Source organism: Stieleria mannarensis, assembly GCF_014154935.1.
Classification (GTDB): Bacteria; Planctomycetota; Planctomycetia; order Pirellulales; family Pirellulaceae; genus Stieleria; species Stieleria mannarensis.
This window is the reverse complement of the sequence record NZ_JACEHH010000002.1, coordinates 146,116-164,385: the sequence shown is the minus strand read 5'-3', so window position 1 is coordinate 164,385 and position 18,270 is coordinate 146,116. Positions and strand designations below refer to the sequence as shown.

14 protein-coding genes are annotated in these 18,270 nt (G+C 60.9%); 10 read left to right on the top strand and 4 right to left on the bottom strand.

What is annotated here, in order from left to right:
* Positions 1-5 precede the first annotated feature (5 nt).
* Complete coding sequence (locus H1B37_RS01965; RefSeq protein ID WP_182864927.1) at positions 6-869, bottom strand: ParA family protein; 864 nt, start codon at positions 867-869, stop codon at positions 6-8.
* 93 nt (positions 870-962) lie between these two features.
* Positions 963-1,304, bottom strand: coding sequence for a hypothetical protein (locus H1B37_RS01960; protein WP_286177320.1), 342 nt, complete (start codon positions 1,302-1,304; stop codon positions 963-965).
* 445 nt (positions 1,305-1,749) lie between these two features.
* On the opposite strand from H1B37_RS01960, the gene H1B37_RS01955 reads away from it, so the two are divergent.
* From H1B37_RS01955 to H1B37_RS01945, 3 genes are read left to right on the top strand one after another with little or no spacing between them, the layout of a single operon-like run.
* A complete protein-coding gene (locus tag H1B37_RS01955; protein WP_182864926.1) occupies positions 1,750-5,667 on the top strand; it encodes a S1 RNA-binding domain-containing protein in 3,918 nt (1,305 codons plus the stop codon).
* A complete protein-coding gene (locus tag H1B37_RS01950; protein WP_182864925.1) occupies positions 5,664-6,155 on the top strand; it encodes a hypothetical protein in 492 nt (163 codons plus the stop codon). Before H1B37_RS01955 ends, H1B37_RS01950 begins: the two co-directional genes overlap by 4 nt.
* A 25-nt stretch (positions 6,156-6,180) precedes the next feature.
* Positions 6,181-6,549 carry a VOC family protein gene (locus H1B37_RS01945; RefSeq protein WP_182864924.1) on the top strand — a complete coding sequence of 123 codons (369 nt, stop codon included), beginning with the start codon at positions 6,181-6,183 and terminating at the stop codon, positions 6,547-6,549.
* A gap of 117 nt (positions 6,550-6,666) precedes the next feature.
* Here the strand turns inward: H1B37_RS01945 and H1B37_RS01940 are convergent, their stop codons facing one another.
* Entirely contained in the window at positions 6,667-7,374 is a 708-nt protein-coding gene (locus tag H1B37_RS01940; RefSeq protein WP_182864923.1) for an ankyrin repeat domain-containing protein, read from the bottom strand.
* A 143-nt stretch (positions 7,375-7,517) separates the two neighbouring features.
* Here H1B37_RS01940 and H1B37_RS01935 point away from each other — a divergent pair, with 143 nt between their 5' ends.
* The 7 genes from H1B37_RS01935 to H1B37_RS01905 all read left to right on the top strand — a co-directional run bounded on the left by H1B37_RS01935 (position 7,518) and on the right by H1B37_RS01905 (position 16,316).
* Positions 7,518-7,907, top strand: coding sequence for a hypothetical protein (locus H1B37_RS01935; RefSeq protein ID WP_286177319.1), 390 nt, complete (start codon positions 7,518-7,520; stop codon positions 7,905-7,907).
* A 79-nt stretch (positions 7,908-7,986) separates the two neighbouring features.
* Positions 7,987-8,241 (top strand): hypothetical protein, encoded by a 255-nt coding sequence (locus tag H1B37_RS01930; protein WP_286177318.1) that lies wholly within the window; start codon positions 7,987-7,989, stop codon positions 8,239-8,241.
* A gap of 127 nt (positions 8,242-8,368) precedes the next feature.
* Positions 8,369-9,148, top strand: coding sequence for an ABC transporter ATP-binding protein (locus H1B37_RS01925; protein WP_182864922.1), 780 nt, complete (start codon positions 8,369-8,371; stop codon positions 9,146-9,148).
* The gene (locus tag H1B37_RS01920) at positions 9,141-10,802 is read left to right on the top strand and encodes a putative ABC exporter domain-containing protein (RefSeq protein ID WP_182864921.1); all 1,662 of its coding nucleotides are present in this window, start codon (positions 9,141-9,143) and stop codon (positions 10,800-10,802) included. Before H1B37_RS01925 ends, H1B37_RS01920 begins: the two co-directional genes overlap by 8 nt.
* 199 nt (positions 10,803-11,001) lie before the next feature.
* Positions 11,002-13,194 carry a peptidase domain-containing ABC transporter gene (locus H1B37_RS01915; protein ID WP_182864920.1) on the top strand — a complete coding sequence of 731 codons (2,193 nt, stop codon included), beginning with the start codon at positions 11,002-11,004 and terminating at the stop codon, positions 13,192-13,194.
* A gap of 24 nt (positions 13,195-13,218) precedes the next feature.
* The gene (locus H1B37_RS01910) at positions 13,219-14,562 is read left to right on the top strand and encodes an HlyD family secretion protein (RefSeq protein ID WP_182864919.1); all 1,344 of its coding nucleotides are present in this window, start codon (positions 13,219-13,221) and stop codon (positions 14,560-14,562) included.
* A complete protein-coding gene (locus tag H1B37_RS01905; RefSeq protein WP_286177317.1) occupies positions 14,472-16,316 on the top strand; it encodes a TolC family protein in 1,845 nt (614 codons plus the stop codon). The genes H1B37_RS01910 and H1B37_RS01905 overlap by 91 nt, the downstream gene beginning before the upstream one ends.
* 405 nt (positions 16,317-16,721) lie before the next feature.
* On the opposite strand, the gene H1B37_RS01900 is transcribed toward H1B37_RS01905, so the two are convergent.
* Complete coding sequence (locus tag H1B37_RS01900) at positions 16,722-18,089, bottom strand: Gfo/Idh/MocA family protein (protein ID WP_182864918.1); 1,368 nt, start codon at positions 18,087-18,089, stop codon at positions 16,722-16,724.
* Positions 18,090-18,270: the final 181 nt, after the last annotated feature.

Here is an 18,270-nt window from a genome sequence, read left to right as displayed (position 1 = left end):
CCAATTCAGGCGGCGACGCGTTGCTCGACCGCTGCGTTGTGAGGTTCAACAACGGCGACAGGTTCTTCGGCGGTGTCGTTTTGCTCTTGGGCGATGATTTCTTCCGCCAGGGCTTGGTAGTCGATCGAGCCGTTGCTTTGGGGCGCGTACTGGAAGATCGATTGTCCGAAACTGGGTGCTTCGGCCAACCGCACGTTGCGGCGGATTCGCGTTTCAAAGAACTTGGCCCCGCGGAAGAACTCGCGTCCGCCTTTGGTGGCCTGAAAGAACTCGTCGATATCCGTGCTGACTTCGGCGGCCAGCCGGGTGTTGGAGTCGTACATGCAGAGCATGACACCGGAAAGCCTCAGTTGGTCGTTCAGGCGACGTGAGACGACTTCGATCGTCCGCAACAGTTTGCTCAGCCCGTGGAGGGCGAGAAAGTGTGGCTGCAGCGGCAGAAAGACTTCGTTGACGGCGACCAGGGCATTGACGGTCAGCACGCCCAAGCTGGGCGGACAATCCAGGATCAAGTAGTCGTATTCGTCGGGATCGTCGTCCAATTTGTCGCGAAGAATCATCTCGCGTCCGACTTCGCCGGCCAATTCCAATTCCGCGGCGGCCAGATCCAGGTTGGACGGGATGACGCACAGGTTGTCGTTAACGTGCCGCTTGGCCTCGGCGATCGTCGCATCGCTGCAGAGGATTTCGTACATGCTGGGCTGGTCGTCGACCGCGGTGATGCCGAGGTGCAGCGACGCGTGGGCTTGGGGGTCCAGGTCCATGACGCAAACACGGCGTCCGGACTGGGCCAGGGCCGCAGACAGGTTGACCGAACTGGTGGTTTTTCCAACCCCGCCTTTCTGGTTGATCACAGCGATGGAACGCATGGTTTGTTTTCCTTCGAAATCGATTCGCTCCGCCGGGGAGCGATGTCTGGGGGAGGTGAGAACGCCAAAGCCGAGGCGGTTGACCAGGACCGATCAGGCCGCGACTCTGGGTGTCAGGTTGGGGCCGTCGTGCCCCGTGCTTTCCTGTTGAAGCTTTTCAAAGGCCAGCAATACTTCGTGCAAGTCCGCATCGATCACGACGACATCGTCCGCAAAATCGTCCAGCCAGGCGCTGTTGCAGTGTTGGGCACTGAGCAGCAGCCGGGTGAGCAGTTTTATCGGGACCGAACGGGTCTTTTTGGGGCCGGTGCCCGCGATCTGGTCCAGTTCCCTGAGCCAGCGGGGATCCGATCGGTTCGGTGGGTCGCAATCTGACGGTTCGTCTTCGGACCAGACTCTCCATCCCGCCTGCAATCGCTGATCAAAGTTGCTCATCAATTTCTTTTGGTCGATCAAAATCCAAAGTTCGGTATCCAGTGTGCAGTGACGTCGGTCAATCGACGGGTGTGCGTTACCGGTATCGACTTTGACGGCTGGGTAAGTAAAGGCGAAATGATCGATTTTGCCGGTTATCCCAGTTTCACGGCGATCGTCGGTTTCCCATTCGCCGGCCCCTCAGTTGACAGCCAGGGCCAGTGGCGCTATTCTCGCGCGGCGAAAGCTGGGGGGAGCACGCTGTTGTTTTGTGCGTTCCACCCGCCTCGCCCCACGTGGGGATTTTTCTCGCCGCGATCGTCGACGCCCGAACCCGAGGGGCGATTGGCAACGCGGCACACCAACGATTCCTGGATCGCCACCCGCCTTGGTGCGTGGTTTGCACCGCCGGCCAGTTTTTCGCCGGCCAGTGTGGCGTCCGGACCAACACCGAGACCGACTGATCATGGCTGTCGATCTAGAAGCGATCGCCCGACGCGGGCGATGCGATGCATCGAGTCTGAAACTTGCCTTGCCGTTGATTGAGCAGGGCTACGAAGCTCCTTTCTTGGCACGCTACCGCCGCGACGAACTCGGCGGGCTGGACGAAGCGACGCTGTGGGGACTGAAGGCGGCTTTGGACGCCGAGCAGTCCCTGGCGGATTACCGCGACGAGCTGCACCAGATGTGGCAATCGACGCCGCTGGCCGATCCGGCGATCGGCGACGCGATCCGCAAGAGCGGCTCCAATCGCACGCTGCAGCGGCTGGCCAAACGGTTGCGACAAGAAACCACGACGGGAATCGACAGCGACGCCAATCGCTTGGCCGTACGGATGCTCAATCCCCAAAAGGGCGATCCCCCCGATGCCGCCTCCGTCGCCGAAACAATGGAATCGGTCTCCGACGCCGCAGCCGCGGTCGAGGGCCTGGAAAAAGCGATCCCAGACCGGTTGGCCGGTGACCCCCGAGTGATCAGCGCCGCGGTTCGTTGGCTGAGCCGAAACGCGAAAATCCATATCTCCGATGTGCACGATCCGCACATCGCCGCGGCCGAACAGAATCAGGCCGCCGCCGAGGCCAAGGAGGCCCAGGCAGATTCCCCCAAGCCGGAAGAAACCAAGCCGGAAGAAACCAAGGCGTCCGAACCAGAAGCGACCAAGACGGACGCGAATAACCCCGAGTCGACACCGGAAGCCGGCGCGGAGCAAGAAGGTTCCAACGCGGCAACAGCAACCGCGGAATCTGCAGAATCCACCGTTGAACCACAGGCGTCGGTGGCCGAGACGCCCGCCGAATCAGAAGAAAAAGCGGTCGAGCCCGAACAGGCGGCGGCTGAATCGCCCGACTCCGCGGGCGGCGACGCGACCGAAGCGGCGCCCGAAGCGGCGCCCCCTGAGGCAACGTCGCAGCCCTCCGGCGATGCCGCCGACGCACAGCCCGCCGACGGCGATCAGCCCGAAGCGAAAGCGGACGGGGAATCCGACGCCGCATCCGCCGATGCCGACTTGCCGGGTTTCAAACCGGATCCGCAAGAGCAAGAGAAGAAGCCGGCGGCAAAAAAGTCGAAAGGAAAATCCGCGGCACCGAAAAAACAGAAAAAGATTTCGCCCCGTCAACGTCGACGCCGCTGGCTGGTCAGCGTCCTGAAACCGCTCGAAGGCAAGCGGATGCCGGCGACCAAGCTGAGCGCGTTTCAAATCGTCATGCTCGGTCGGGCCCTCCGCAGCCAAGTCGCCGTGTGTGCGTTCGAATACGATGCGGCCAAACTGGTCGGTGAAATCAAACGTGCCGTGATCGCGCTGAACCCGGGAATCGAATCGATCCTGGGTGACGTCGTGATGCAGCACGAAGCCGACATTCGCGAAGCGGCCGAGGCGGCGTGGTGGGACGAGCTTCACGAACGTGCCTCGACACGCTTGGTCGGTGTGGTCGCGGATCATCTGCGACGCCAGGTCAACCGCGGCCCGGTCGATGCCAAGGTCGTGATGTCGATCGATGCGGTCGGCCCCAAGACTGCGGCGACGGCGATCGTTTCGGCCGACGGACGCGTGCTGCATGGTGAAGATTTGCCGTGTCAGTTGTCGGGCAATGTGCGTGGCCAAACCGTCGCCAAGATGGGTGAGTTGATTCATCAGCACCACGTCGATCTGGTGATCGTCAGCAACGGGCCGGCGCGGCGTGCCTGCCTGATCGCGTTGGGCGATCTGATCGCGCAAAGCCCCGATCATTCGGTTCGCTGGACCATCGCCGATCGTTCGGGGGCCGACACCTATGCCAGCAGCGATGTGGCCAATTCAGAAATGCGTTCGACCCCGCGGCGTTTCCGTGCGGCGGCCTGGATCGCGTTTTCGATCATGCACCCCGCCCAGGCGTACGCCAAAGTCGACCCGTTGCGGTTGCGACTGGCGTCGTTCCAAAGCGAGCTGTCCGAAGACGCCTTGTCGATCTCACTGGGCCACATCATGTCCAGCGGCGCGTCGCGTGGTGGTGTGGACAGCAACGCCGCTCCACTGGGCTGGCTGCAGCAGTTGCCCGGGATGAACCCCGAAGTGGCTCAGTCGTTGATCGCCCGGCGAGAACAACAACTCCTGCGTTCGCGCCAGGAACTGTTAACGCTGGAAGGCTGGGAATCGAACGTGCAGTCGCGTCAGGCGATGCCGTTCTTGAGAGTCTTTGAGAGCGACGAGGTGCTCGACGGAACGCTGATCCATCCCGACGATTACGCGCTGGCTAAAAAACTGGCCACCGCGCTGGAAATCGAATTGCCTCCACCGGCCCCGCCCGGGTACGAGGCGCCCAGCTACGAAAAATTGGCTGACATCGCCGAACCCAAGCTGGTCGATGCCACGACGCCCGCCCAGCCGGCTCCGGTCGAAGATTTTGACCACGCCGGCGAAAAGGCAGGCGAATTCAAGATCGGCGACGATGCGTCCCCCGGCGGTGAAACGGAATCCGGTGCTTCGCAAAGCGGTGCCCCCGAAGCCGCTAAGCCAGAGGCGTCGGAGGATTCGGCCGAAGCGACAGACGAGTCGGCGGCATCGGACGAGGTCAGCGAAATTGCCTCGGCCGACGGACCATCCGAACCAAAGCCAGACGAACCGGCCGCGGCGGAAAGCGATTCCGAGGACACGGCGGCGGCAAGTTCGGAAGCAACAGGCGAGACGCCCGAGAGTGCTGGGGCTGCGAGCGAAAAATCTGAAAGCGAAGATCCAGCAAGCACAACCGCACCGGCTGCAATGCCCGAGCCGGTTCGCCGTCCGCGGCCCGAACGCGCGAAGATCGACAAGTGCATCAAGGAGTGGCAGGTCGGACGTCACCGTGTCAACCAACTGGTCGGATGGCTGTGTGACCCCTTCGGCGAAACCGCGATCAGCAACGATCCGCCGGGCGTGCTGGACACGATGCCCACCCTGAAAACACTCAAACCCGGCGACCAAGTGGTCGGTGTCGTGGTCGGCGTGATGAGCTTTGGTGTGTTCGTTGAACTGGCCCCCGATTGCAGCGGTCTGATTCATGTCAGCCGACTCAGTGACGGATACGTCGAAGATTTGAACGAAGCCATTCAGGTCGGCGATGTGGTCACCGCTTGGGTCACGGGTATCGACGAAAAACGTCGCCGCGTCGGTTTGAGTGCCCTGTCGCCGCAACAAGAGGAACAGCTGGAGAAGGAACGGCAAAACCGTGACGCCTCCGGTGGCCGTGGCGGTTACCGCCGCGACAACCGGTCCGGTGGCGGACCGGGGCGCGGAAAAGGACGGGGCCAGGGACGCCAGGGCGGCGGACGATCGGGCGGCGGCCAGGCTCAACCCGGCGGCCAGCCCCAACCGGCCGGTCGCGGCGATCAAGCTCGCGGCGGAGGTCAAGGTGGCGGAGGTCAAGGTCGCGGCGGTCAGGGTCGCGGCGGTCAGGGTCGGGGCGGTCAGGGTCGGGGAGGTCAAGGACGCGGCGGCCAAGGGCGAGGAGGCCAGGGAGGTCGTGGCGGACGCGGACGTGATTCGCGGAAACCGCGGCAACCAGAATCCTATCGAGTCGTGGCCAAACCCGAAGCGAAACCAATCAGCGACGCGATGCAGAAAGGCGATGAACCGCTGCGGTCGTTCGGCGATCTGTTGCAGTTCTATTCCAAACAGGAAGAAACGCCGACAGCGAAAGAGCCTCAAGGCAAACCGGAGAAGTCGCAGCCCGAGCAGCAAAAGCTCGAGCAGCAAAAGCCCGAGCCGGCCAAATCCGAGCCCGCCGAAAACGCTCCGCCATCCCCACCGCCCCAGCCGGCCGCCGTCGAAACGACGGTTGCCAGCGAAGCGGCTGGCGGCAATGCGGCAAACAGTCCTTCGGCCAGCAGCGATTCGGCGGCTGAAAAGCCCACGGAGGCGTCGGAATGAGCGATGATTTTCAGTCGCGTTTGGAATCGGCGATTCAGCGGGGCCAGCGGCGACGCGATCACTCGGCCAGCGAAGCGAAACGCAAGGAACTGACCGAAGAAGAACTCAAGCGACTCCACACCTCCTATCGCCTCTCGCTGTCCGAGCGCATCGAAGCGAAAATGCGCAGCATCATCGACGCCTTCCCCGGTTTCCGCCAAGAATCACTGTTCGGTGAAATCGGCTGGGGATCGGCCTGTTATCGCGATGACCTGCGGATCAAGAGCGGTCGTCGATCCAACGCGTACAGCCGCTTTGAAATGGTGATTCGCCCCTACAGCGACTTGCGGGTGCTGGATTTAAAAGGCAAGGCGACCGTGGAAAACGGCGAGATCTTTAACCGGTCGCTGTTTCGTGATATCGCCGAAGTCGATGTCCAGGAGTTCGAAGAGGTGATCGACGCCTGGACGATTGAATACGCCGAGCAATACGCGGCGAAGTCGGTTTAACAGGTTTCAGGTTTTAGGTTTTAGGTTGAAAGTTCACCAGCTGAATCATGTCGCGTTGCACGTCGCCGATGTACCGGCCAGTGTGGCGTTCTATCAAGACGTCCTGTGCTTGCCGCCGATGGACCGTCCCGCGTTTGATTTTCCCGGCGCCTGGTTTCGGCTGGGGGTCGATCAAGAACTGCACTTGATCGGCGACCGCGACTTGCCGGTTCACTCGGGACACCGTGGCACCCACTTGGCGTTGGTCGTCGATGATCTGGACGCCTGGGAGCAACATCTCGACGCCAACGACGCGACGCGACTGCCGCGACGCGTCCGCCCCGACGGCGCCCACCAAACCTTCGTCCAAGACCCCGACGGGCACTGGATCGAACTCTGCGTCCCGGCGGGGTAGGTTTCAAGTTTCAAGTTGGTTGAGAACATCCACCGTTTTCTCCCAACTCCCAACTCCCAACTCCCAACTCCCAACTCCCAACTCCCAACTCCCAACTCCCAACTCCCAACTCCCAACTCACTCTCCCAACCGCTGGGCGAGTTTGACGTGGCCGTTTTGGCGTGCGAAATAGGCGGCGGATTCGCCGTCGATGTCGACCATCTCTTTTTTGGCGCCTCGGGCCAGCAGGACTTCGACGACTTCGGCTTGCCCTTCGGCGGCGGCCATCATCAGTGCGGTCCAGTGTTCGCCATTGTCGACGGCGTTGATTTCTGCCCCCGCATCCAACAGGATTTCGACGGTGGTGGGTGCCGGGCCGCTGGCAGCGTGGATCAGGGGTGTCTTTCCGGTCCGGTCGCGTGAATCGACCGTCGCGCCGTTGGCGATCAGCAACTTGACCACGTCGTCGTGACCGTTGTAGGCGGCCATGGCCAGCGGGGTCAGCCCATTGGCGTCGGCTTCGTTGATGTCCATGCCGCTCTCGAGACAAAGTTGGACGACGCGGAGCTTGCCGTCGTGTGCCGCCATCCGAAACGCCTCGGGGCTGTACAGCGCATCGACCGCGGCGTCCGGCTGTGCCTCGGTTTCTGGGGCGGTGTCGCCCTGCGATTCAGGTTCGGCGGTGTCTGATTCGGTCGCGGTTTCGGCGGTCACCGTTTCAGCGGTTGCGGGGCCTTGGTTGGCTGAATCCGCGTTTTCCGATCCGCACCCGGATGTCAACAACAGCGGAAAAACACAGAGCGGCAGGGCCAGAACACGGGGAATCAGGATCGAACGGTTGGGCATGATTGGCTGTCGAAAACGGGCGTGGAAGGAGTCGTGACCGGCTGTGTCAACGGCCTCGCGATCCTGTTTGCAGCAGAAGGCGGGGGCGAAAACGTCTCGGCCTGCCGGCAGTATCTCACATTTCTTCACGGAGGAGCGATCCGATGGCAAAGTTTTACGTTCAGTGTGGGCAAACGGATTTGGTGCTTTCGAGCGACGCGGCGGAATCGGCGGCGCTGGCGATGATCGATCGGATTCTGGGTCCCCACCTGTGGATTTATGATGACCCAGACCTGAGCGAATTGGAATGCCGCCAACACCTGATGCTGGAGGCGTTGATGCATCTGCCGACGGAAATCAGCGTCAGCGAGCAAGGCTTTGACCGCGTCGATGCCCGCAAGTTTCCGGTCCCGGAAACGATTCACACCTGGCACGCATTGATGATCGGCATGCGACGGCTGTTTCGCCAGGCCGGGTTGGACCGCAGCGTCGCGGTGCTGGCCGGGGCCCACGCGATCGATCATGCGGTCTCCACACCGCGACGACCGCGATAGTGCCTGCTCGCACGGCCGGTACCGGCGTGCTACCTTGGCGGATGTCGTGTCGATCGCTTGAATCCCCCCGAGATCGACGTTGCATCCTTCACACCAAGCGAGACTGCGGAGTCATCACGTGCAGCAGGTCAAGATATTCAAGTCCGTCGATACCGAACTGGATGATTTGGAAAAACAGATCAACCGGTTCATCCGCAAGAACAACATTCGCGTGTTGTCAATCTCGGGAAACCATTCGGCGGCCCTGGCGACCGGGTCGAGTCCGATGAACACGTTTTCCGGCGGAGACGTGACGGTAATCATGCTGTTCGAGATCGAGTCGCCGAGTCGTTGAGTGCTCGGTCACTGAACGCCGGGTCTGCGAGTCATGCTGGGCCTGCGAGCGACCAGGTGTTCGCAGCCCCACCGTCATTTTCTTGAACTCCCCTGGGCATCTTCTTGAAACGCGAGTCGGACATGCCGTGATTGAAGTCGAAGCTTTCGTCAAACGCTATGGTGACTTCGTCGCGGTTGCGGGCACGTCGTTTTGCATCCCCGTCGGCTCCGTCGCCGCCTTGGTCGGCCCCAACGGCGCCGGCAAAACGACCACGATCCGGACGTTGTGCGGCATCCTGCGTCCGACCGCCGGACGATTGCGAGTGGCCGGTGCCGACCTGGCCGTCGATCCGCTGTTGGTCAAGCAGCGAACCGCGTACGTCCCCGACGATCCGCCCCTGTTCGATACACTGACGGTCTGGGAACACCTGCAATTCATCGCATCGGCGTACCGATTGACCGACTGGCAGGGAGATGGTGACGGATTGCTGAGCCGTTTTAGTTTGAGTGACAAGAAAAACACGTTGGCATCGGAGTTATCGCGGGGGATGCGTCAGAAGGTGGCGATCGCGTGTGCGTATTTGCGTTCACCCGATGTGTTGTTGCTGGATGAACCGATGACGGGTCTGGATCCACCCAGCATCCGTATCTTGAAAGATTCGATACGCGAACAATCACAGCGTGGCGCGACGGTGTTGGTCAGTTCACACCTGCTTTCGCTGGTCGACGACTTGTGCGATTTCCTGGTCTTGATTCGCCAGGGCCGCGTGTTGTTCAGCGGCCCGCTGGAAGAGGCCCGGGCCCAGTTTGGCGGTGCAAGTCGTTCGCTGGAAGAAGTTTTTTTCCGGCTGACCGGCCAGGAGGAACCGAACGCACCGGAGGCAGACGAGTTGACGCCCGGTGAACAGGCAAGTGGCGATGATTGACCCCGCTTTGACGCATTTGATGCGGATGTTGATGCGAGCGGGTTTTCGTCAAGCTTGGCGGCTGATCAAGCGGCCGTCGGGGGCATTCTTTACGCTATTCATGCTGGCCATGGTTGGGTTTGGACTGATGCCCACCGTGGTGATGACGTTGACGGCTGAACAACAACCGCCATCGGCCTTTGCCCGCGTGGTGGCCGATTCCATCCCGCTGCTGATGTACATTGCCGCAGCAGCGATGGTGGCGACGAATTCCGGCGAAGCGTTGCTGGAATTGAAACCGGCCGAATTGCAATTCGTGCTTGCCGGACCGTTCACCAATTCGCACATCCTGTCGTACCGTCTGTTGACGTTGGCTTTCGGTTGGCTGCCGATCAGCGTTTTTTTTGCCGTGTTCATGCTGCCGCACTTGGGCAGTTTTCTGGGCGGGCTGCTGGGCATCAGCTCGGGGGGGATCTTGATCACGATGCTAGCGTTTCAATACACGCTACTTAAACCGCGGCTTTCGCCCGGAGTCTTGCGGGCGATTCGTTTGGCGGCATTGACCAGCGTCGCGGTGATTCTGATCGAGGCGGCCGGTCGGGTGAGCGGGGTTGATGAATCGTATTCGATCACGGTGGTATCCCAGGCCATCAATGGTGGTGTGGCGGCGCGGGTCCTGTCGTTGCCGTTCCGCCCGTTTGCCACCGTGATGACTAACGACCTGGGCATTGAACTGCTGATCGGGCAATTGATCAGCCTGGGACTGATCGCCGCGATCACGGTCAGTTGCTATCGAACCAACCGCGGATTCTCGGAGCTTGCGGTCGAGGGTGTCGCGCGACGGCAGAAGAAACTTGAGCGGATTCGCGGTGGCAATGTCTATGGGTTTTCGACGCGAAACGCCGAGCGGTCTCAATTGCTGCCGGCGTTCGGGTGGTTGGGCGGTGTCGGGCCGGTGGCGTGGTCACAGGTCACGTCGGCGGTTCGGCGTACGGGACGACTGGTCCCGGGAATCGTCGTTTTGGGCATCGTGGCGGCAATTGCCGCCGCAGCGGTCTTGCAGCTCTTTCCCGACACGATCCCCGACACAGGGCGAACCTACGCGGTGCCGATTGCGCTGGCTGCGTCGGCCTATCTCGGCTTTCTGCTCTCGATCACCTCTCAGACGGGATTCGCCGCCAGCCCACGTTTGTTGACTTGGTATCAAACGCTGCCGATCCGTCCGATGGCGATCGCGACGGGGATGGTCAGTGGAACGGCGACGTTATTGATTGCGATCCAGCTCGCATTGTGTTTGCCTGCGCTGGTAATCAGTTCCCAAGGCGTCGCGGCGTCCCTCTCGATGCTGTTTGCCGGCGCCGCATTCAGCGTGGCGTTTGCGACGATGACAAATTTTATCGCGGCGGTGACGGGATTGCGGCCGATGCCTGGCGGGACGCCCGACGTGTTCCAGGGGGCGCGGGCGTTGGTGTTCATGATGATCCTGGGGCTGTCGATGACACCGATTCTGTTGCTGGCCGTCGGATCAGCGGGCGTAGCGGGCGCCGTGTTCGGTTTTTTCTGGACGTATTGCTCGATCGCCGCGGGGCTTGCGATGCTGGCGGGTTTGCCGGCCCTGTGGTGGTACGCCGGAACGCGCTTCGTCGACAGCGATTCTGTTGGCGATGAATCCTGATTCCCACCGATATTCCGCAGCATTCGACCGATTCGCTGGCAGGGGTTTCGTTGAATCTTGGGGGCGGTGGCCGAGGTTGCCGACTTGTCATAAAACAAGAATTGACCGTACAGTTCTCCGAGCTCCCGACGGGCGTTGGTCCTGACACGCCATGCCCTGGATCCTGCTGTCGCTTCGATTCCCCCCCTGAGCCAACGACATGTCACCACCGGGTGAAAGCAACGCCCCGCACTTGGATCGCGCCGAGAGTGATTCCCGCCGATCATCGCCTGATCGCGGAAATGATGCGTGGCGAGCCGAATCTGCCGCGCGAGCACCGACCGTCAGTGTGGTCGAGAAGACGGTGGCGGCGTTGGTGATCGCGCTGGATGTCCAGCCGAGCAAACAGCCGATCGCGTTCTCCGTTTTGCCGCATGACCCCGAAGATCCGTTTCGCCCCTTGATTCAGGCGGCCGCAAACGCCGGAATCGTGCTCCGCGAGACCCCGTTTCGCAGCGCCGGCGAAGCGTTTGCGGCGGTCCAACACGGATACGCGCTGGTGTTCGCCCTGAAGGGCGGCAAAATGTTGGTGCTGGAGGGGCCCGAGGGCCGCCGGGTGACCGCATCGATCATCGGTGCCAACACCGAACATCACAGCCTCAGCCAGTCGGAACTGATCGGACAACTGGGAGAGTCGGAATCGGTGAGGATGTTGGTGGCGAAAAAGGAATTGGAATGCGAGACGCTCTCGGGATCCCACGCCGCCTTGGAAAGCGGCAATCACGGCGATCATCCGACTCCGGTTCGCCGTTTCGTCGCGCTGTTGGACATGGATCGGCGCGACCTGGGGTTGGTGATTTTGTTTGCCGGGGTCGCCGGCGTGCTGGGATTGGCCACCCCGCTGGTTGTCGAGGGGCTGGTCAATGTCGTCAGCTGGGGAACTTATTTTCAGCCCCTGGTGGTGCTGGCGGGCATGTTGCTGACGTGCTTGGGGATCGCGGGCGTTTTAAAGGTGCTGCAAACCTGGGTGGTGGAAATCATCCAGCGCCGCCAGTTTGTACGAATCGTCAGCGACCTGTCGCACCGATTCCCGCGCGCCAATCAGGCGTCGCTGCGAGGGCAGTATCCACGCGAGTTGGCCAATCGCGTGTTCGACATCATGACGATTCAAAAAGCGACCGCGGTGCTGTTGTTGGACGGTGTGACGGTGGTCTTGACGACGGCGCTGGGGCTTTTTCTGCTCGCGTTCTACCACCCATTCTTGCTGGGGTTCGACCTGGTCCTGGTCTTCGCGATGGTCTTTTTCACCTGGCTATTGGGCCGCAACGGGATTCAGACGGCGATCAAGGAATCGAAGACCAAGTATGAAGTCGCGCATTGGTTGCAGGACGTCCTCGCCATGCCGTCGGCATTCAAGACCGGTGGCGGCGAACGGTTGGCGATCCTGCGTACCAACCAACTGACGACCGAGTACATCCAAGCCCGTAAGAAACAGTTCGGCGTCGTGATCCGCCAGGTGATCTTTGCCGTCGGTCTACAAGTCATCGCTTCGACCGCGCTGCTGAGTTTGGGTGGCTGGCTGGTGATCAACGGCCAACTGACCCTTGGACAACTGGTCGCCAGCGAGTTGGTCGTCACGGTGGTGGTCGGTGCGTTCGCCAAAGCGGGCAAATCGCTGGAGAAGTTTTACGACATGATGGCCGGGATCGACAAAGTCGGGTACCTGCTGGACATTCCGCCGGACCCGCGGACGGAAATCGGCACGATCCCCGACGGCCCTGCCGAAGTTAGCTGGAGCGATCTGGCGTTTCATTCGATCACGCATGATTCCCGCGTCCCCGAAGCCGCCGTGCCGGCCGGTTCGCGGTTGGCGGTGAGCGGTGATGATCAGGCCGGCAAGGATCGTTTCGCGAGATCGTTGGCCGGATTGATGGATCCCAACACGGGGGTGATCCAGGTCGCAGGGTTCGACGCCATGGAAGCGGCCATCGCCAACCCAGGCGAATTGGTCGGTTACGCCGGTGAGCCCGAATTGTTCTACGGGTCGATTGCCGAAAACGTTGGACTGGGACGTTCCAACGTCTCGCCCAATCGCGTGCGGCAGGTCCTCACCGCAGTGGACTTGCTCGAAGTCGTCCTTTCGCTACCGAACGGATTGAACACGCGATTACAGACCGGTGGCTATCCGCTGACCGGTGAACAGCAAACGCGTCTGATGATCGCCCGTGCCATCGCGCCACGCCCACGATTGGTCGTCATCAATGGATTGTTGGACGAACTGAGCCGCCAGCACCGCGAACTGATCTGGAACAACATCACCGGTCCCGAAGCGAATCGGACGCTGATCGTGTTCACCAACCGCGACGAAGTCGCCGACCTGTGTGACAGCCAGATTTCCTTGCACTTGAGCTAACGCACGCCCTATCGCATCACTGCCATGATTAAATCCGAACCCTCCGTCGACGACTTTCCGGCGCTGCAGATGGTCCGTACCGGGCGGATCGTTCGTATCGTCGGCCGGATCACGTTTTTCGCTCTGGTCCTGTCAATCATTTCGATGGTGTTTGTGCCCTGGCGTCAAACCGCCCGGGGCACCGGCACCGTCTTGGCGCTCGACCCCCAGCAGCGGCCCCAGCCGATGCTCAGCCAATCCAAAGGCGTTGTCAGTTTCGTCAAACCGGGGTTGCGCGAGGGAAGCTATGTCGAAGAAGGCGAACTGCTGCTACAGATGACGCCGTTTGCGGTCGATGGCGTCGCACAGATCGACACACAAATCATCGCACTCGAATCCAAGCTGCAAGCGGAAAACGCGAGTTTGGAGGTTGCGAAAACGAACGCCCAGCTACAACTTCAATCCGGCGAGTCGCTGGAGAAAGCGTTGCAGCAAGATTACAAGGCGGCCCGACAAAAGTGGGAACAGGCGAAAAACGAAGTCACCGCGCTGAGGGCCGAATTGCGCGACAAGATCAATCAATTGCAGGTCGCCGAAGACGTCTTTCCACAAGGTTTGATCTCGCGCGAGGAGCTGTTTTCCAAACGCCAGTCGGTCGATGCCCAAGAAGCCAAAGTGCTGAAGGCCGAGAATGCCGAACAGGAAGTCTATGCGGCGTTGTTGGCGAAAGAAGAAGAAATCGAGGCGAAAAAGCAGGAGATCCGCATCAAGAACCAGGAAGCCAACGACAAGATCAACGCCGCGACGGGCAAGGTGAACACGGTCCAGAAAGAGATCTCGGACCTGAGGAATAAACGCAGCGAGTTGGACCGGCTGGAGATCCGGGCGCCTCGTTCTGGATACATTCAGCAGTGGAACGGCGTGACCGGCAGCGACACGATCAAGGAGGGCGACCAGCTGTTCGTGATCGTCCCCGACGCGGACGATTTGGCGGTTGAACTAAAAGTCAGCGGCAACGACATGCCGCTGATCCAGGAAGGGGACCGGGTGCGATTGCAGTTTGAAGGCTGGCCCGCGGTCCAATTTGTCGGCTGGCCCTCGGTCGCGGTCGGCACGTTCGGCGGCAAAGTCAACCGAGTTTTCCCAACCGACGATGGGATGGGGTACTTTCGCGTGATCGTCACCCCGGACAACCATTTTCCGCGGGAGGATGGTTGGCCGGATGACCGATACCTTCGTCAAGGCGTGCGCGCCAACGGATGGGTTTTGCTGAAACGAGTTCCTCTCGGTTATGAGATATGGCGTCAATTGAACGGATTCCCCCCGGTCGTGGCAGACGACGAGCCCAAGAGCGGGAAAGCCGCCAAGGTCAAACTGCCCAAGGCCTAAGGGCGGTCGCACCGACCAACCGCCAAGGGACGCGCGGCCGGTTGCTGGCCCGCGCCGCACTGACATCGCTGCTTTGGATCGCCGCCGGCAGCAACGCCCGTTGCCAGGAGCCATCGGACGAACCTTCCGGCCACGCGGACCAACGCTCCTTTGCCGCGTTTTTGGCCATGGTCGAAGACGATTTCGAGTCTCCGACGACCGATGCCACCGCCTCCAAACCGCCAGCGGCTCCAAACACAGCTGACGCCCCGAAGACAGTGGACGCCTCAACCTCGACTGCCGAGGGTGCGGTCGCCCCTGAGGAATCGTTGAAGCTGGCCGATGTGATCGCCAGCCTGTACCGTTCGTACCCAGACATCCAACGTGCCCGACAACTGCGGCCGCTTGCCGGCGGAGAGTTGCTGTCGGCCTATGGAGCTTACGACACCAAATTCGACGCGCATTCCCTGTCCGAACCGACGGGTTTCTACGAGAACTATCGCAGCGGATTGGGGCTGGCGCGACAAACCTGGTGGGGCGGCTATCTGAAGGCAGGCTACCGTATCGGCCGCGGGTTCTACCAACCCTGGTACAAAGAACGTCAGACCGATGATGCCGGTGAGTTCAAGCTCAGCGTGGCTCAGCCGCTCTTGCAAGGTCGCGCCATCGACCCGCAACGTGTCGCCGTGTTTCAGGCATCGTTGCAACAGCAAGCCGCGGGGCCACAGTTCCAAGCCGCGATCCTGGAGACATCCAGTGATGCGATCGCGCTGTACTGGGAGTGGGTCGCGGCCGGAGCGGTGCTGAAGGCACAACAGGAACTGTTGGAGCTGGCTGTCAAACGCGGCAAACAATTCGAAGCCGGTGTCAAAGCCGGGAAGTTCGCCACCGTCAACCTGGTGCTCAACGAGCAATTGATTGCCGAGCGAAGCGCACTGCGGTTAAAGGCCGAACAAAAGTTTCAATCCACCGCGCTGAAGTTAGGGCTGTATCTGCGAAACGAATCCGGACAGCCGCTGGTGCCATCGAAGAGTTGGTTGCCGGCGCAATTTCCACGGATCGAGCCACAACGCGAATTCGACTTTAACGCTGAACTGGCCGCCGCCCTGGGACGCCGTCCCGAACCACAGATCTTGCAATATGAACTGCGCCAGGTTCAATGGGACCGCCGTCTGGCGTGCAACCAGATGCTGCCGCGATTTGATTTTGTGACCGAAGCCTCGCAAGACATGGGCGAGCCGGCAACCAAGTCAGACGACAAGGGCGAATTCGAACTGATGATCGGGTTTCAAAGCGAGGTCCCGATCCAGCGAAGAAAGGCTCGCGGAAAGATCCAATCGACGTCGGCAAAGATGGTTCAAATCAACGAAAAGCTGCGATTGGTCCGGGACAAGATCGCGACCGACCTGCAGATCGCGCAGAACCAGTTGGTACTGGCCCAGCAGATCGTCCAGCAGAGCGAACTATCGCTACGAGCGGCGCTGGACACACTGGCTCGCTATCAGAAAGGATTCGAAAAAGGCTACATCGACCTGATCTACTTGAATCTGTTGGAAACCAAAGCCAACGAGACCGAGATCAAACTGGTCGAAGCCCAGCGTGAGTGGTTCACCGCGCTGGGGGCATTGCAGATCTCGCTGGGTCTGGACCCGCTCGATCAAGCCGTCGTGGTTTCGACGCTGCCGGCTAGCGAAATGCCCGGTCCAGGCAATTTACCCGAGGTGGACGAGATCGACGACCAGCAGATCGACCAGGATTTCCAACCGGTTGAGTGAGCCGGGACGAGGAATAAAAACCCTGTCTGGCAGGGAGGGCCAATTGCAACGCGGGGAAGTTCGCGTGACCACCGCAGGGCGGTGCCACAACACAGCCCGGGGTCGCGAAGCGCACCCCGGGGGCCAGAAGAAACGAGAATCGGAACCCCACCGGGGTTCAACAATCGTGTTGTTCAACCCCGTTGGGGTTGCCAGGCTTGGTGCGTCTGATCCTTGGGGTGCGCTATCGCGACCCCAAGCTTTGTTGTGACACGCCGCTGGCGTGCTACCGCGACGCGGTCGTGTTGAAGTTGTTTCGCGAACGCCACACGACGTAAAATGCACCAGCAATCGATTTCACGTCCCGAACCTTGGAACGAGCTAAATACGAGCCCGAAGCGCAAGCGAGTGACTCTCGCTGCGAACCTACAGGTACTCCCGTTTGGTGACCAATCCCGGCATCGGGACGTTGTACTTGCCTTGCGCGTTCAATTGCAGCGGCGAGTCGGAATCGAGCGTCAGTTGGTCGACGTTGGGGGCGAATTCGTGATCGTGTTTCATGAATTCATCCAGCGTGATTTCTTGACCGGTGTGTGCGGCCATGCGTCCCATGCTGGTCACGGCACTGGCCATCACACCACGTTCGACTTCGTTGTAGGGCGTGTCGTTGCGAATCGCGGCGACCAGATCGTCCCATTCCAATTGATACGGGTTCGGTTCGGGCTGGGGGTATTCCCAGGTCAGGTTGTCTTTGTCGAACGCTTGGCCGGAATAGATTCGCGCTTTGGCGGGCGTGTGCGATGCGGTGGAGATGATCGCCGAGCCTTTGGTGCCGTGAGCAAAGCTGGCGAATTCGCGTTTGCATCCCGGCATCGTGCGACCGTCGACCAACAACTTGGTGCCGTCGGCGAAGGTGTATTCGATCGAATAGACGTCAAAGTTTTGATCGACGTCTTCGCCGCGATAGTGCCGTCCGCCGCTGGCGATCGCGCTGACCGGCCAAGCGTTTTTCATCCAGCACGATTCGTCGATGTTATGAATCAGGAAGTCGCTGACCGCACCGCCGCTGAGCCACAAGAAGCCGTGGAAGTGTTTGATCTGGTACATCAATTCGCTCAGGTCGCCCGTGTTGGGCGGCGCGGCGGCTGAACCGGTCGGCCCGGCCATTCGATAGGCACGCAACATCAACAGGTCGCCGATTTCACCGTTCTGGATCCGATCGAACAACTCTTGGCGGGCGACGCAGTGGCGGCACATCAATCCGACCGCGACCTTCAAGTTTTTGGCGACCGCCTCCTTGTTGATCTCCAGCATCCGCACCGAGGTCGGCGCGTCGATGGTGACGGGTTTCTCCATGAACACGTTCAGCCCGCGCTCGATGGCATACTTGTAATGCACCCAGCGGAACGCAGCCGGGGTGGCCATGATGACGACGTCGCCCGGCTCCAGCGTGTCCATGACTTTTTTGTAGGCGTCAAAGCCGATGTAGCGCCGTTCTTCGGGGACATCGACCTTGTCGCCGATCTTTCGTTTCTCCGACAACGACGTGTAGGAGCTTTTCATCTTGTTTTCCGACACGTCGCCCATCGCGACCAGGGTCATCGGCCCGTTATCGACCGACAGGGCATTGATCGCCGCGCCGGTACCTCGTCCGCCACAACCGAGCAGCCCGACGCGAATCATATTTTCTTCGGCCGCATGGACGGTTTGCGGACGAGCCGCGGCAAGGGTGGTGGCGGCCGCGGCGGCTTTGGTGGTCGTGGCCAAGAACTGTCGTCGGGTGGGGTTCGTCATCGGAGAAATCTCGGTTGTGAAAGGGGAAGGTGGGTTGGGGGTGGTGCGTTTAATCTCGTTCCCAGGTTCTGCCCGGGAATGCGTGTTGTCGGAGGCTCCGGCTCGGGGTTGGTCTGCATGAGGCGGAGCCTGATCGGCCGTGCGTTTTGCAGCTGCTTTGGTTTGGTGTAGCTACGCTCGC